Genomic DNA, 14,582 nt, shown 5'->3' with positions numbered 1-14,582 from the left:
CTAAGTGATGAGATGGCCGGGTTCAATGGCCGCGATCTCGTCGTCCAGGAGCCCGAGGCTCTCGTGATACTGCTTAGGCCCGGCCGGGGAGATCCACTTGACCTGTCCGTGGATCGTCTCGATCACGCCTTGACCGGCGAGCGAGTCGAGCCGTCGCCTCGGGATATTGACGATGAAGGGCTGCAGCGCGCGGAGCGTCCAACGGCTCGGATCGGCTCGGTACGCTTCGATCCTGTCGATGGCCTCACCGTATGGGACGACCACCGACGCCTGGTCTTGGTCGTCGATCATGCGAAACCGCGCCTCTATCTCGGGGAAGTCGCGTTCGATACGAGTAGGCATCACGTTCATGGAGTCGGGATCGACGTTCCCGAAGTAGCGACGGAAGTAACGCTCATAGGTACAGGGATCGAAGAGGTCGATGCCGGATTCCTTGAGTAGACTCGAGGTCGTGACCGCCCCGAGCCTCAGGCCCGGGGGGGGATCTATGCACGGTTGGAAGACGAGCAGCCGGCCCGGCCGGGCGCGCCCCTGATCGTCGGTCAAGAGCCCCGACCGATTGCAGCGGCCGGCGGCCTGGGCCAGAGCGTCTACGCCGCCCAAGGCCCGGTAGACGACCGGGAAGTCTAGGTCGACGCCCGCTTCGACGAGGGTGGTGCTGACGACCCGGCATGCTCGACCCGGGTCGGCCAGGGCGGCGGCGATCTCCTTCAGGACAAGGCGGCGATGGGCCGGGCACATCAAAGCCGACAGGTGGAACGTTCCCGCCGGCATTAGTCGCCACAGGTCGCGTGCATCATCCCGACGCTGGACGATCGTCAGGACGCGATCGTCGGCCGTCACGTCGACGGCCAGGTCCTCCCACGACGTCGGCTCGAGGGCGCGTGTGAAGTCCGCGACGACCCGTCCTTTGACGGCTTCGAAGGCGGCCGGTACGTCGTCGACGACTTCGCGGACGTCGGGGAGGTGCGGGAATTCCTGCCGATTCGTCGTGGCCAGGTCCAGTGCCGGCTGGGTCGCCGTGCAGAACAAGGCCGAGACGCCGTAGTCGTCGATGAGGCGATTCAGGACGTCGAAGATCGGCGTCCGTAAGTGGTGCGGCAGCGCCTGGACCTCGTCGAAGACGACGATGCTCTGGGCGATGTTGTGCAGCTTGCGCGCGGCGGTTCCGCGGGCCGAGAAGAGGCTCTCGAAGAACTGGACGCTGGTCGTCACGATCACCGGGGCGTCCCAGTTCTCCGAGGCCAGGCGATTTTCGTATGTCTCGGTCGAAGGGTCGAGGTTGCTGTGGTGCTCTACCAAGGCTTCCCCGGCCAGTTCGCCGAATGCATCGCGATAGACGGCGGCCGTCTGATCGATGATGCTCGTGAAGGGGATGACGACGATCACTCGTCGCAGCTTCCGGCGGATCGCGTGCCGCAGGGCGAAGGCCAAGGCCGCCAAGGTCTTGCCCCCGCCGGTCGGGACGGTCAGCGAATGTCGCCCCGCGTGCCTTTCCGCCGCGCGGAGGCAGGCGGCCAGCACATCGGCCCGCAGCCGTAGGACAGACTCGGCGCGGGGACACGCCTCCTCAGGAGGCTGGGCCGCCCGAGCCCGCGCCGTCTGAGCCACATATTCCAGGTACCTATCAACCCGTCCGCTCAGCATCCCCAGGATACCGTCCCTTGCCATCGACGCCACTCGAGCCTGGGCGCGCCCGGGGTTCATGAAACGCTCGGTGTCCAGACGATCGGCGTCGATCAAGGCCGAGAAGAGCATGCGGGTCCACAGTTCGCACCGCAGGCTCAGCTCACGTTTCTTGAAGCGCGTATCGGGCCACCCCCCGACCGGCTCACGACCGAGCATCGCGGGCGCCTCGGGCAGTTCCAGGGCGAGCAATGCATCGATCTCGGGCTGACCTCCGAGACGTGCCTCATCGAGGCGGGCCTGCTTCTCGCACGCTGTGAGTCGCTTGGATTCGAACATCGACTTCGCCGGCAACCCCGAGTGGTGGCCCGCGATGACCATCGCCAAAGCCGCCTCGACCGCCCGTAGTTCGCCGTCGCCTGCCATCCGACCGACATTTCGAGCCAGCTCCAGGACGCGGACGGCGCCGGCCGTGGAGTGGTCCACACGCTTCGGAACACCGTCCAGAACGGACGCGTCGATCACGAGGGGGTCGCCCGCAGAGTTCCTGAGGTACGACTGGAAGTCGGCCGCGTACTTGCCGAGATCGTGCAGGTGGCCGGCTAGCTTCCCCCAAGCAGAGGAATCGAAGGCGGTGGCGTGCGTCTCGACTAGCTTTGCCACCCGCTCGAGATGATCCATCAAAGGTTGCCAGCATTCCATGCCTTCGCCTTCGAGGGTATGGGCGAAGTGGGTGGGGATCGACGTGGGCTTCATGCTTGTACTCCAGCGTTTTGATCCGTGCGGCTCGACGCCGCATCGAATTCCGGCTCACGCCGGCACGTGAGATGAGCGACCGGACACGCGCCGATCCCTAAACAGAGCGTCGGGTCGAAGGCCGTGAGCATCGAGTCCAGGGTCCGACCCCGCCTCGGCCCCCAAAGCCAGCTCGTCTTTGGAGAAGGTGATAAACGATAGAACGCCGACGTTCGGCGACCTCGGCCGTGCAGTGCGGGCGTACTTGGCGACCCGATTCTTCAGCGATGGATGGCCGCTTCGGGCAGAGGTGCAGCCCGAGACGCGAGCGTATCAAGCTCTGGAGTCGCGGCCGGCGTCCGAATCGAGGCACCTCGGCGACTGGGAGCATTGAGCGTCGGGGAGGTGCCTGACTTCCCGGACGGGAATGGGTGCTTCGGCTACGACTCTACGGAAGGCGGCGAGAGTCGTTTCCCGATGCCCTCCGGTCGATAGCTCGTCTACGGAGCCGATGACCGTAACTTTTGCATTGCGGTTCATGCGGCGACCTGCCTTCGACCACGATGATGCGATCGCGACACTGGTCGAAGCTCGCCCTTTTGGTGCGGGGCGGCAGGAGGTCTTTTCGGCCCGACCGTTGGCCGATCTACAGCAGGGGGCGGGGAACTGCTTTACGATCTTCGCCGACCCCGGCGGCCCAGTCCATGGCCAACGTGTTCATCGGGGAGAAACGAATCGTCCATCAGCACCGGGATCTAGCGTCCGCCTTCCTGGATCGTTGACGAAAGGGCGAGGGCGACGCCCGGATCGTCGCAGTGTCGCTGCAGATGGTGGCGCATTCGGTCCGGGCCCAACGTGAATCGCACTCGGCAGAGCTGGTGTGGACCGGCCCCGACGCTGGGCCGACGGCGTTCCGCCGCACCGAGCAGGCCATCATCCAGGTCCTCGACGCCGCCCGGAACCGAATCACGCTGATTAGCTTCGCGATCTACAAGATCCCCAAAGTGGTTGAGACCCTGGTGCGGGCGGCGGGCCGTGGCGTCCTCCTGACGGTCGTCGTTGAGACGCCCGACCGGATCGCCGGGCAGGGCGAGTACAGCACGATCCGGGCCTTGGGCCCGGAGGTGGCGGCCTGTTCGACGGTCTATTACTGGCCTGGAGAGGATCGCCTGGTCGGCGCGAACGGCAAGGCCGGCCTCCTCCACGTCAAGTGCGCCGCGGCCGACGGCGAGTGGCTCTTCATCTCGTCGGCGAACCTCACCCGCCAGGCCTTCACGATCAACATGGAGCTGGGGATCCTCGTGCGCGACGACGGCTCGGCGACGGCCGTGGAGCGGCATTTCGATCGGCTCATCCAGGTCGGGCGGCTGCAGCCGATCTGACCCGGGTGGGCCGGCCCGGAAGTTACTGCACCCTAAGCTCGACGGCGACGGCAGCCGCCCCTATGCCGAGATCTGAGATCGAGGAGCAAAGATCCGGCGGGCGGGCGGGCCGTCGCCGCGAGCTCTCCCAATGGCGGACTACAGCATATAACGCTGGCGATGATACGCAAGTTGGAAAGGTGCTCCTGCCTGTGACAGATCGGAGGGAGCTTCCGGCGGAGGCAAACTGGTGCCCAACCGGCGTCGACGTCGTCACTAAACCTGGCACTAAACCCCCGCCAGACTCCCCCCAATAGTGACGAATCCAGAGGATCCTGGTGCATTGCCCTTTTTCCGCGATCAACGTAAGTCACTATACAGAATCGAGATCGGCCCACACACATGGGCACACAATCCGGTCGCGCTCACCTTCGGAGGGTCGCATGCGAAATTCGTCACACTCCGAGGGCTCGTTCCGACCAGGTGGGCGAGGCGGAAGGGGCGGGAGTCGAACCCGCAAGGCTGGTGAGGCTCGCCCTCGTTCCAGGCGGGTCCCGTCGCCGTTCGGGTGGCCCTTCCGTCGAGATCGATGCAACCAGCGGCCCGGCCGGGATTCGAACCCGGAACGCCCCGTTAGAAGCGAGGTGTGATCGTCCGTTTCACCACCGGGTCGAAGTTGTGGAGCGAGGCGGAAGGCGAGGGATTCGAACCCTCACGCCCCGAAGAGGGCGCACTCCTTAGCAAGGAGGCCCGGCCAACCGTATCCGGCTGCCTTCCGTCGTGACCGCGACAATCCGAGTGGACCGGCCGGGGAATCGAACCCCGATCTCCTGGGTGCAAACCAGGCGTCTTCCCGTTGGACCAGCCGCCCATCCTCCTTTCGGAGAGGCCCTCGGCCTCCCCAGTCGTCCCGGAGGGAATCGAACCCCCCTTCCCTGTTTGTAAGACAGGAGTCGTAGCCGCTGGACCACGGGACGGACGCTCGCACGCTCTCGCAGTGGCACGGGTGGGAGTCGAACCCACAGGCACCAGGCTCTCGACCTGGCCGCTTTGCCGGTTTGCGTACCATGCCATCGGACCTCGCCGACCGGCCGGGCCGGACCCGCCGAATCCCAGGCCCCGGTGTCGATCCGGGGGAGCCGTCCTCATGAGGGACGGCCGGGCGCCGGCCGCGCCTGGGGATGAACAACTCACCGACTCTCCATCCGAGCGCCCCCGGCGGGATTCGAACCCGCGGCCTCCGCCTTGACAAGGCGGCGAGCACTCCGGACTGCTCCACGAGGGCGTGTCGTCCCCGTCGCGACGCGCGGGCGTCGCCCCGGGATGGCTCGAGAGGGATTCGAACCCTCAGCATCTCTCGGTCTGAGCGAGAGTGGTCTGCCGGTTGCCTACCGAGCCGCGATCGCGTCGAATTCCGGGGGCTGGAATCGAACCAGCGCCTCCAGGTCCAGAGCCTGGCGTCGCGACCAGCCGCGACCGCCCCGGAGTCGGTCGGCGCGCCCCCCGCCATTCGGGAAGGAGGACTCGAACCTCCATCGCCCGATTCAAAGTCGGGGGGCCTGCCGTTAGCCGATTCCCGAGAGCGCCCCGCGGGAGTCGAACCCGCCTGGCCGGCTTGGAAGGCCGGCGCCTGACCGCTCGGCCAGGGACGCGTGAGAGGCGTCGGAGTCGAAATTCATCAAACTCCTCCAGCGGAAGGGGAGCGATTCGAACCCCCAGGGCTCATCGCTCACCCGATCTCGAATCGGGCGCCGTCGCCGATCGGCTGGCCCTCCCGTCCTCAAGCTCCAGGGGAGGGAGTCGAACCCCCACGCCCGAGGGCGCTCCATTAACAGTGGAGTGCGGCTGCCGTTTCGCCACCCTGGATCCGATCGAGAGGCCGTCGCAAGAGGCCGACGGCAAGCGCCCAGCGGGAGTCGAACCCGCGCGTCCGCCATGGCGAGGCGGTAGGCTTCCGTTACATCATGGGCGCGTCGATATTTCATGTTTTCATAACTCAATTCAAAACCGAATTGTCAAGGAGCCCAGAGCGCCGGGCGGGGATCGAACCCGCTCCTCCGCCTTACGAGGGCGGCGTCCGTCCTTACGGACCCCCTGGCGCGTCGTTTCGCGATGGGACCAGAGGGGCTCGAACCCTCACCCGCCTGGTTAAGAGCCAGGTGTGCTGCCGCTAACACCTTGGTCCCGGATAGGGCCTCGATCGCGGCGCGGGCGCCGCCTGCATCCTGCATCCACATCCATTCGCCTTTTCACTTCATTCACTCGTTCGCCGCACGCCAAGTCAGACGCCGTCCCCCCGCGCCGTGTTCGCGCGAAATCGCGGATCTCGCCGAAAGAGAGGTGGCGTCCCGTCGGCCGCGATCGCGAGGAGCGGCCGCATCGGGCGTCGATCGGGCCGACGGGGACGGAGGTCGCCCCAAACGCGCGGCCGGTCGACCCGCCCCGGGCCGGATGGTGCGGGTGCGAGGTGGGGGGCCGGAAGTGATGGACGGGGAGCGAGTCGGGATCGACGCGACGCGCGGGGTCCTCGCCCCTCGTCCTCAGTCGCCGCGAGTGTCGCGGAAGACGTACTCGGTCTTGGAGCGGGAATCCGGCCGGGCCCAGTCGTGGCCCAGGACGACTTCGAAGAACGAGCGGGCGGAGGCCGCGACCGCGAAGCCGAAACGCTCGTCGTCGGCCTTGATGCGGAAGGAGAATTCGGCGAGCAGGATCCTCGCCGTCTTGGGGTTCGACCAGACGATCATCGCCGCGGACGCCTCCACGGCGGGCTCGCCGGGGGGGTCGAAGACGAGCTTCGCCCCGGTCAGGACGCGCTCGGACGCGACGACGTCGTGGACGGTCCGCAGCGGCAGGTCGAGGGCGAGCGGGCGGCCGTCGTGGACGAGGCGCCCGAGGAGGGGGAAGAGCGCCGCCGCGTCTCCCAGGGTCGCGGGCGGATCGCCCGGGAGCTTCGCGTTGCAGGAATGGGAGAATCGACAGAGGAACGGGGGCGCGATGTCTTCTTCGAGCTTCGACTTGCCGTCCAGGCCCGGAGCCGCGTCGACGTCGGTCCCCGCGGCCTCGTAGCGGTCTTCGGAGCGGCACTTGAGGGTGTACTGGTCGCCTCCCTCGCCGGCCCGACGGCGGAGGACGAGGTTGCTGCGGCGCAGGGAGAGGTCGGGCGTGTCGAGGAAGCTGACGCGGCGGCCCTCCTCCCGGTCGAATCGGCCCTTCAGCCGGCGCGTGGGCGTCTCCGCGGCCTCCTCCAACTCGGTCCAGAAGAGGTCGGCCGCCGCTCGCGGGTCGACGAACGCGGCGTGGTCTATCATGGTCTTGTACTCGCGGCCGGCCAGCTTCATCTCGGCCTCCCGCCGCATGACGCGGCCCCGGTCCATCCCCGTCCCGACGCCCCGACGCGCGTTCGCGTCACAACACGACGTCCGAGAGGGATTCCAGGACGACGGCGGCCGAGTCGCCCGTGAAGCGCTCCTCGGCGCCCTCCTGCTCCAACACGTCCCAACCGGACGCGGGGCCGAAATCGAGGCCGGTCCTCGCCTCCAGGTCCGCGATGCGGACCTGCACGGCCTTGTATTCCCCCACCGTGAATTCTTCCTGCAGGTCCTGGATCAGCTCGGCCTGCGTCAGGATGAAGGCCGTCGCGGCGGGACGCCCCTCGTCGTCCGCGAACACCACCGCCTTCCAGAACTCGCGGGGGAGCAGAACGCCGCGGTACTTCCGGTCGGAGGGCCGGAAGACCGGGCCGTTGAAGATGCTGAGCTTCCGCTTGTCCTTCTTGCCCTGGGCCGCGACGTGGTCTTCGAGGTTCCCCCACAACTTCAGGCCCGGCGGGGCCTCGCTCGTCTTCCCCTGGTTGGTGATCTCGTGCTGCGGCGAGCAATTCGTGAAGTGGAAGGTGTCGTCGTTGGCCAGCTTGGCCTCCTGCTTCGTCGCCCCCCAGCCCGCGTCGGCCCGCCTCACGAGATGCCCGCGATCCAGCGGGTTCCCCGCGTAGAGGCTCTCGCCGGCCTGGATCTCCTTCTCGGGCGTCACCCGCGGGTCGTAATACCACTTGTCCCCGTCCACGTCCCTCCGGTGCAGGACCTTGGCGTTCGGGTCGTAATTCACGCCGGCCGCGAAGGCCAGCTTTCGCGCCTTGTTGAAGATCAGGCTGTAGTGGTGGTACTTGAGCAGGTATCGATCGACGCCTTGCTCGCCGGGGAGCGCGAACGCCTTGGAACGCGTCGCGTTGGTCAGGCGGGGGAACGGCGCCTCGAAGCCGAGGAAGCCGGCGTCGTAGCCGGGTCGCTCGCGGTAATCCAGATCGTCGGGGTCGGGGACGACCCGTTCCTTGAAGCCGGACGCCGGCTCGACCGGCTCGACGCTCAGGGCGCCGCGCGCCGCGGGGGCGCCGACGCTCACCGTGACGTAAAGGGGGATCGTGAAGGTCACGGAGTCGCCGCCGCGTTCGACCTCGGGCCTGGGCATCGGCTCGTCCTCGCGTTCGGGTTCGGGTTCGAGACGGGGATCGGGTCGAAGGCCGGCCTCGACGCGACGCGTCGAGGGGCCGTCGGCCTCGCCCGGCGGCCTGGCCTCCAGGAACTCCTTCAGCAGCGGCCTCTCGGCGGGCTTGACCGTCGCCTTCGCGATGAACTCGACCAGCTTCGACGCCCGGACGCCCTCGTTCGCCACCCATTCGAGGCGCGAGGGATCGTCCCCGTCCTTCCAGACCTTCCCGTCGACGTCCAGCAGGTCGCCCCTGGTGTTCCGCTTGGGCACGCCGCTGTGATGGAGGGCGACGACCTCCCACTGGTCGTTGAACACCGGGGAGCCCGACGAGCCCGGCTCGGTGTCGGCCTCGTAGTGCAGGTACGACTCCGCGCCGTCCAGGGAATCGATCAGCCGATTCTCGCGCAGGACGACCTGCTTCATCTCGCCCATCGGGTGCTGGATGATGTTGATGGGCTCCCCCGCGACGATCTTGCCCAGTTCCTTGATGAGCGGACACCAGCCGTAATAGCCCAGCGGGCTGCCGCGGCCGTCCGCCGCCACCGCGACCAGGGCGAAGTCCAGGTCCTCGTCGTTCAGGAAGAACGCGTCCGGGTCGATCCGCAGGCTCCGGACCGCGACGGCCCGGCCCAGGCGGTCGCGCTGGTAGTCGAACTCGACCACGCTGCGGGCCGCGTCGTCCCGGGACGGGAGCACGTGATGATTCGTCATCAGCAACCGGGGCGAGGCCATGAAGCCGGTGCCGTAGGCCATCCTCCCGCCGCCGAGCTTGGTGACGATGCGGCCGACCGACCTGCAGACGTAGGTCGCCTGTTCGAGGAACTCGACGAACTGGAAATCCCGCGTGCCCCCGATCACGCGTTCGAGCAGGGCGTCGCTCACGTTCTGGGCGGTGACCCGGGCCGCGGCCACCTGCCTGGCGGTCGATTCGTCGAAATCGGACGCCATCGACTCGGCCAGCCGCGATCCGGCGCGCTTCAGCCGGCCGAGCAGGCGGTTCGCCCGCGCCGCACACCGCTCGGGGGTGTCGAGCGAGGTGTATTGCTTGTTGCGAGCCGCCCGCTCGAATTTCTCATGTTGATGGGCTCGCTTCGACCAGCGGTCCGCGGCGGCCACGGCCTCGGTCAAGCTGAACGCGTAGACGTTCTTCGGCGCGGCCATGACGAACCTCGATCTGGGAGAGGGAGCTTCCGGGCGGCGACGGACCGACTCTCGTCCACCGGAGGTCGATCGAGCCCGGTCGAGATCGGCGAAGGCTCTCCGCCCGTCCCACCAGGTATTCGCAGACTCGACGAGACCTCAGATATGACGATCCATGCCACTTATACGGCTCTCGAGCGAGTCCTTGTCGCGGTTTCCCCCGATTGCCGAGGTTTTCATCAGTCCTTCTTCGGATCGATCGCGGGGTCGAACGGTTGATCGAGCTTGAAACCTGACGCCCCGCCCCGTCGCTCGGGCCCGGGACGTCCGATCCGGATTCCGCGCCCCCCCGGGCGAAGACCGATCGGCCCGGGAGGAATCGAACCTCCGCCTCCCGGTTATCAGCCGGGTGCTCCACCCCGGAGCTGCGGGCCGCCTGCACGATTCGTCTCATGGGGCCGGAGGGAGTCGAACCCCCACCTCCCGGCTTAAAAGGCCGATGTGCGGCCGTTACACCACGACCCCTGGTCGGACTCGTCGTTTTCGTGCATATTTCACTTCCTGACTCATAATGGTCTTTTAAGGTCACTATCGATGATCGCGGAATCGGGACGGTCGGATTCGAACCGACGCTCTCCTGCTCCCAAGGCAGGCGGATTCCCAGGCTTTCCCACGTCCCGTCTGCAGCAGAGCACGACCGGCGGGATTCGAACCCGCGAGACGACGGTTTTGGAGACCGTCCGCGCCCCCAGTCGCCCCGATCGTGTGGTCTTTCTTCCCGAGCGGCCCGTGAGGGAGTCGAACCCTCCTCGCCGCCTTGAAAGGGCGGCATCCTGTCCGATAGACGAACGGGCCGTTCCTGTTCGACGTCGCGCCGAGCCCTCGGCGCGGGCCGGGGACTGCGCCCCCGGCGGTCGCCGGGGAGACGTGATGGGTCGGGTGGCGCTCGAATCCACCTCTCCGCGTTTTCAGCGCGGCGCTAGACCGTCTCAGCTACCGACCCGGCGAGGCGATGGAAAGGCAAGGGGCTCGGTCTCGCGGACGAGCGAGGCCTGTGCGGGGAGTCGACCACGATCGGCCGCAGGCTTCCGGCAGTGAGGCTCGCCCCCGGGATCGACGACCTGGCGACCGCTGCGGGTTCATCGCGCGACTCCGTGCCGGGGCAAGAGGTGCGGGAGGGCGTCTCGACCGACGCCCGGCACGATCCAGGCCCCGCTTCGTCGCCGTCCGCTCACATCGAGGAAGACGCCGGGATCTGGGCGCACGTTCGCGCCGGTCGCGATTTTTTCCCGCGCGGCGATCGCGCGTCGGCGTCGCGGCTTACGCTAGAATGTCGAATCCCCGGGGGCCGACGACCGCGTCGATCGGCCGGGGCGAACGAAGACCACTGAGGGCCGAACATGCGACTCTGGTTCTACGCGGCGCTGAGCTGGACCCTGCTGATCATGGTGCTCTGCTGGATGCCCAGGGCCGTCGTGCAGAAGGCGGGCGGCGAGACGGGGTTCAGGCTCCCGAATCTCGACAAGCTCGTCCACATGGCGCTGTTCATGGGCTTCGCCTTCCTCTGGCTGATGGCGTCGCGCAACCCGAGGCGCCTCCTCCTCGTGGCGGCGGCCGGCCTGGCCCTGACCGTGATCACCGAGCTGGGACAGCTCTCGCCGCTCGTGAATCGCGACGCCGGCCTCGCCGACGGCACCTTCGACATGCTCGGCGTCGTGCTCGGCGGCCTCGCCTTCGTATGGCTCGCGTCGCGGCCCTCGCACGCGGCGGCCCTGGCGACGCGCCGCGAAGCGGCCTGACCCGGCGCCGCGCCCGGAACGCAGGTCGGCCAGGCCGCGATCGGGACGACCCTCAGTTCCGCACCGGCGCGGGCGACGGGGCGACGTCCCGGGCCCCGACGACCACCGGGGCCGACTCGGCGACCGGGGCGGGATGGACGTTCGCGGCGACGGCCGCCTCGCGGCAGGCCCGGGAGATGGGCGCGGGGTAGAGGCCGACCAGCAGCGAGAGCGAGACGCAGGCCCCGGTCGCCAGCGCGACGGGCCAGCCGCCCACGGCGTCGACCGGCTCCTCGGCCGGCTTGAGGAACATCAGGACGATGATCCGCAGGTAGTAGAACGCCCCCACCGCGGCGTTGAGCATGCCGACGACGGCCAGCACCTGCAGCGGCCGGGCCTCGTCGCCCGAGGCGGCCGAGAGCGCCGAGGCGAAGATCTGCAGCTTGCCCCAGAAGCCGGCCAGGCCCGGAATGCCGGTGAGGCTCAGCAGGCAGAGCGTGAGCCCGACGGCCACCACCGGCTGGGTCAGGCCCAGGCCCGACAGGTCGTCGATCGTCGTGACCGGCCGGCCGTCCCGCTTGCGGAGGGCGAGCACGACGCCGAACGCCCCGAGCGTCATGAAGGCGTACGCGGCCAGGTAGAACAGGACGCCCTCGACGCCGTAGTAGAACGCCGAGCCCTCGGCCCCGCCCGCGAAGGCTGCGGTGATGCCGACCATCAGGTAGCCGGCGTGGGCGATCGACGAGTAGGCGAGCAGCCGTTTGAGGTCGGTCTGCAGGAGCGCCACGGCGTTGCCCAGCGTCATCGTGGCCGCGGCGATGATCCAGCAGAGGAGCACCGTCTTGTGGACCAGCTCGTCGTCCAGCCCCTTGAACGCCAGGACCGAGGTCAAGGCCCGGATCATGGCGACGAATCCGACGACCTTGGGGATCCACGACAGCAGAGCCGCGATCACCACGGGCGAGCCCTGGTAGACGTCGGGGGCGTAGAAGTGGAGGGGGACGGCGGCCACGCGGAAGCAGAGGCCGGCGATGATGAAGACGACCGCCAGCAGCCCCAGCCAGAGGTGCGGCACGTACGGCAGCGAGGTCGTCAGCACCGAGAGCGCCTTGAGGTTCGTCGTGCCGGCGATCCCGTAGAGGAAGGCCATCCCGTAGAGCAGAAGGGCCGAGGCGAAGATGCTCAGGAAGAAGTACTTCGTCGCCGCCTCCTGCGTCGAGGCGGTCCGCCGCGAGAGGTAGAGCAGCAGGTAAGTCGGGATGCTGACCAGTTCCAGGCCGATGAACAGCAGGATCAGGTCGTTCGAGGCCGCCACGAGCATCGCGCCCGCCTGGATCATCAGGAACGAGCCGAAGAACTCCGCGGAGCGGTCCTCGGGGGGCTCGCGATGGGCCAGGCCGATCAGGACGAGGCCGGTCAGGATCACGAAGAGCCGGACGTAGAACGCCATCGCGTCGTTCACGGCCGAGCCGACGTAGACGTCGGGCTGGACGTCGCGGGTCGCGATCAGGGCGAGCAGGCTCGCGACCAGGCCGACGGCGGCCAGTCCGCACCACCCCCGCCGCGAGACGCGGAGGAAGGGCGCGGCGGTCATCATGGCGACGGCCACGGCCAGCAGCAAGATCTCGGGCGAGAGGACCAGGAGCGTCTGCTGGACCGTATGGTAGGCGAGCTGAAGGGTCATCTCCGGCTTTCCGTATAAGATAAGCGTTGGCGTCGGGCGAGGAATATCGGCGTCAGCGGGGTTCGGTCGTTCGCATCGTCAGGGCCGGCGCGGCGGGCGGGACCGTCGCCGCGAGGGCCTTCTCGCCGACCTCGCGCTCCTGCCGGCCGATCTGGGTCACGACCTCCGCCGCCGGGCGGATGCGGGCGAAGAAGGGCTCGGGGAAGATGCCGATGTAGAGGATCAGGACGGCCAGCGGCGTCAGGCCGGCGATCTCGTACCAGCCCATCGGCGGCACGTCCGCGTGGCCGTGACCGTGGTCGTCGCCGTGCTCGCCGTGGGCGACGGGCTCGACCAGGGGGCCGAAGATGACGCGGCGGATCATCAAGAGCAGGTAGAAGGCGCCCAGGATCATGCCCAGGGTCGCCAGCGAGGCCGTCTTCCAGCTCTCCGCGAACATCCCCGCGAGGATCGGGAACTCGCCGACGAAGCCGTTCAGGCCCGGCAGCGCCGCGGCCCCCATCGACGAGAAGATGAAGAAGAAGGCCAGCAGCGGGAAGCGGTTCCACACGCCGCCGATCGCGTTCATCTCGCGGGTGTGGTAGCGGTCGTAGAGCACGCCCACGCAGGCGAACAGGGCGCCCGTCGTCAGTCCGTGGTTGACCATCTGGATGATCGAGCCGTTGAGCCCGGCGTCGTTCATCGCCAGCATCCCCAGCACGATGAAGCCCATGTGGCTGACCGAGCTGTAGGCCACCAGCCGCTTCATGTCCGTCTGCGCGAGCGCGGCGAGGGCCCCGTAGATGATGCCCACCACGCACATCGTCGCCAGCAGCGGGAAGAGGGCCGAGGCCCCCAGGGGGGTCATCGCCATGTTGAAGCGGATCAGGCCGTAGCTGCCGACCTTCAGCAGCACGCCGGCCAGGACGATCGAGCCGGCCGTCGGGGCCTCGACGTGCGCCAGCGGCAGCCACGTGTGGAACGGGAAGAGCGGCACCTTGACCGCGAACCCCGCCAGCAGCAGCAGGAAAATGAGGACCTGCGGGCTCGCCCACGAGTCGACCTTGTACCACTCCGGCCAGGGGAGCGTCGCCAGGCCGTGGGTCAGCTCGGGGATCGAGAACGTGAGCACGTGATTCGGCGAATACTGCATGTGGACGATGACCAGCGAGATCACCCCCAGCAGCGTCAGCAGGCTCCCCGCCAGCGTGTACAGGAAGAAGTAGACCGAAGCCCGCTGCCGCTCGGGGCCGCCCCACAGGCCGATCAGGAAGAACAGCGGGATCAGCGTGAACTCGAAGAAGATGTAGAAGAGCACCACGTCGAGCGCCCCGAAGAGGCCGAGCAGGCCCGTCTCAAGCGCCAGCAGGAACGCGTAGTAGAGCGGCGCGCGTTCCTTGATCGACTCCCACGACGACAGCACGGCCGTGATCATCAGCAGGCCCGTGAGCACGAACAGCCAGATCGAGATGCCGTCGAGCCCCAGCGCGAACCGCACGTCCGGCCGGCTCAGCCAGCCCCAGCCGTAGAGCGTCCGGCCGCCCGCGGCCTCGGAGATCGCGGCGAACTGCGGCGACGTCACGGCCGGCTCGAACCCGGCGAGCAGGGCCAGGCAGGCCCCGAAGGTCGTCAGGGTGACGCCCAGCGCGATCTTGCGGGCCGCCCCCCGGTCGAGGCCGGGCGCCAGCACGAGCGCCAGCGCGCCGATCAGGGGGAGGAAAACGGTGATCGCCAACAGTGTCGCCATCGAAACCATCCTCGGGAAGCCTGCGCCGCTCGGCCGTCGCCCTCGCG

General features: G+C 68.1%; 7 protein-coding genes and 22 tRNA genes. 2 read left to right on the top strand and 27 right to left on the bottom strand.

The genetic code is table 11. The annotated features are described in order from the left end of the window. Positions 1-2,382, bottom strand: a complete 2,382-nt coding sequence (locus tag PZE19_RS03520) for a CRISPR-associated endonuclease Cas3'' (protein ID WP_277859189.1) — start codon at positions 2,380-2,382, stop codon at positions 1-3. A 785-nt stretch (positions 2,383-3,167) separates the two neighbouring features. Here PZE19_RS03520 and drmC point away from each other — a divergent pair. Further along, the gene (gene drmC / locus PZE19_RS03515) at positions 3,168-3,743 is read left to right on the top strand and encodes a DISARM system phospholipase D-like protein DrmC (protein ID WP_368411271.1); all 576 of its coding nucleotides are present in this window, start codon (positions 3,168-3,170) and stop codon (positions 3,741-3,743) included. Positions 3,744-4,215: 472 nt separating this feature from the next. On the opposite strand, the gene PZE19_RS03510 is transcribed toward drmC, so the two are convergent. The 24 genes from PZE19_RS03510 to PZE19_RS03395 all read right to left on the bottom strand — a co-directional run bounded on the left by PZE19_RS03510 (position 4,216) and on the right by PZE19_RS03395 (position 10,350). Further along, a tRNA-Ser gene (locus tag PZE19_RS03510) sits at positions 4,216-4,301 on the bottom strand. 20 nt (positions 4,302-4,321) lie between these two features. Beyond that, positions 4,322-4,394: transfer RNA gene (locus PZE19_RS03505), tRNA-Arg, on the bottom strand. 17 nt (positions 4,395-4,411) lie between these two features. Then, positions 4,412-4,499, bottom strand: a tRNA-Ser gene (locus PZE19_RS03500). A 22-nt stretch (positions 4,500-4,521) separates the two neighbouring features. After that, a tRNA-Ala gene (locus PZE19_RS03495) sits at positions 4,522-4,593 on the bottom strand. A 34-nt stretch (positions 4,594-4,627) separates the two neighbouring features. After that, a tRNA-Val gene (locus tag PZE19_RS03490) sits at positions 4,628-4,699 on the bottom strand. 21 nt (positions 4,700-4,720) lie between these two features. Beyond that, a tRNA-Leu gene (locus PZE19_RS03485) sits at positions 4,721-4,794 on the bottom strand. A gap of 138 nt (positions 4,795-4,932) precedes the next feature. After that, positions 4,933-5,007 (bottom strand) — tRNA-Asp (locus tag PZE19_RS03480). Positions 5,008-5,046: 39 nt separating this feature from the next. Further along, a tRNA-Leu gene (locus PZE19_RS03475) sits at positions 5,047-5,120 on the bottom strand. 14 nt (positions 5,121-5,134) lie between these two features. Further along, a tRNA-Gln gene (locus PZE19_RS03470) sits at positions 5,135-5,208 on the bottom strand. Positions 5,209-5,231: 23 nt separating this feature from the next. Further along, positions 5,232-5,302 (bottom strand) — tRNA-Gln (locus PZE19_RS03465). Between the two features lies 1 nt (position 5,303). After that, positions 5,304-5,374: transfer RNA gene (locus PZE19_RS03460), tRNA-Gly, on the bottom strand. Positions 5,375-5,414: 40 nt separating this feature from the next. After that, positions 5,415-5,498, bottom strand: a tRNA-Ser gene (locus PZE19_RS03455). A 9-nt stretch (positions 5,499-5,507) separates the two neighbouring features. Beyond that, positions 5,508-5,588, bottom strand: a tRNA-Asn gene (locus PZE19_RS03450). 35 nt (positions 5,589-5,623) lie between these two features. After that, positions 5,624-5,694 (bottom strand) — tRNA-Gly (locus PZE19_RS03445). Between the two features lie 56 nt (positions 5,695-5,750). Then, positions 5,751-5,823 (bottom strand) — tRNA-Thr (locus PZE19_RS03440). 12 nt (positions 5,824-5,835) lie between these two features. Continuing rightward, a tRNA-Lys gene (locus PZE19_RS03435) sits at positions 5,836-5,908 on the bottom strand. A 354-nt stretch (positions 5,909-6,262) separates the two neighbouring features. Continuing rightward, on the bottom strand, positions 6,263-7,060 hold the full coding sequence (locus PZE19_RS03430) for a hypothetical protein (protein ID WP_277859187.1): 798 nt from the start codon (positions 7,058-7,060) through the stop codon (positions 6,263-6,265). A gap of 67 nt (positions 7,061-7,127) precedes the next feature. Then, positions 7,128-9,368, bottom strand: coding sequence for a DNA/RNA non-specific endonuclease (locus tag PZE19_RS03425; protein ID WP_277859186.1), 2,241 nt, complete (start codon positions 9,366-9,368; stop codon positions 7,128-7,130). 343 nt (positions 9,369-9,711) lie between these two features. After that, positions 9,712-9,782 (bottom strand) — tRNA-Ile (locus tag PZE19_RS03420). Positions 9,783-9,800: 18 nt separating this feature from the next. After that, a tRNA-Lys gene (locus PZE19_RS03415) sits at positions 9,801-9,872 on the bottom strand. Between the two features lie 81 nt (positions 9,873-9,953). Beyond that, a tRNA-Pro gene (locus PZE19_RS03410) sits at positions 9,954-10,027 on the bottom strand. Between the two features lie 12 nt (positions 10,028-10,039). Further along, positions 10,040-10,112: transfer RNA gene (locus tag PZE19_RS03405), tRNA-Trp, on the bottom strand. Between the two features lie 18 nt (positions 10,113-10,130). Continuing rightward, positions 10,131-10,202, bottom strand: a tRNA-Glu gene (locus tag PZE19_RS03400). A 76-nt stretch (positions 10,203-10,278) separates the two neighbouring features. Then, positions 10,279-10,350: transfer RNA gene (locus PZE19_RS03395), tRNA-Phe, on the bottom strand. A gap of 397 nt (positions 10,351-10,747) precedes the next feature. Between PZE19_RS03395 and PZE19_RS03390 the strand changes: the two genes are divergently transcribed. Further along, the gene (locus PZE19_RS03390; protein ID WP_277859185.1) at positions 10,748-11,146 is read left to right on the top strand and encodes a VanZ family protein; all 399 of its coding nucleotides are present in this window, start codon (positions 10,748-10,750) and stop codon (positions 11,144-11,146) included. Positions 11,147-11,198: 52 nt separating this feature from the next. On the opposite strand, the gene PZE19_RS03385 is transcribed toward PZE19_RS03390, so the two are convergent. Continuing rightward, positions 11,199-12,809 (bottom strand): NADH-quinone oxidoreductase subunit N, encoded by a 1,611-nt coding sequence (locus PZE19_RS03385; RefSeq protein WP_277859184.1) that lies wholly within the window; start codon positions 12,807-12,809, stop codon positions 11,199-11,201. A gap of 52 nt (positions 12,810-12,861) precedes the next feature. Further along, entirely contained in the window at positions 12,862-14,535 is a 1,674-nt protein-coding gene (locus tag PZE19_RS03380) for a complex I subunit 4 family protein (RefSeq protein WP_277859183.1), read from the bottom strand. Between the last annotated feature and the right edge of the window lie 47 nt (positions 14,536-14,582).

The organism is Paludisphaera mucosa, assembly GCF_029589435.1.
Lineage (GTDB): Bacteria > Planctomycetota > Planctomycetia > Isosphaerales > Isosphaeraceae > Paludisphaera > Paludisphaera mucosa.
This window is presented reverse-complemented; position numbering and strand designations above follow the sequence as displayed.

Bases quoted from the DNA above. Each gene is read 5' to 3' on its own strand.
- PZE19_RS03520 (WP_277859189.1), bottom strand. From the start codon at position 2,382: ATGAAGCCCACGTCGATCCCCACCCACTTCGCCCATACCCTCGAAGGC.
- PZE19_RS03430 (WP_277859187.1), bottom strand. From the start codon at position 7,060: ATGAAGCTGGCCGGCCGCGAGTACAAGACCATGATAGACCACGCCGCG.
- PZE19_RS03425 (WP_277859186.1), bottom strand. From the start codon at position 9,368: ATGGCCGCGCCGAAGAACGTCTACGCGTTCAGCTTGACCGAGGCCGTG.
- PZE19_RS03390 (WP_277859185.1), top strand. From the start codon at position 10,748: ATGCGACTCTGGTTCTACGCGGCGCTGAGCTGGACCCTGCTGATCATG.
- PZE19_RS03385 (WP_277859184.1), bottom strand. From the start codon at position 12,809: ATGACCCTTCAGCTCGCCTACCATACGGTCCAGCAGACGCTCCTGGTC.
- PZE19_RS03380 (WP_277859183.1), bottom strand. From the start codon at position 14,535: ATGGCGACACTGTTGGCGATCACCGTTTTCCTCCCCCTGATCGGCGCG.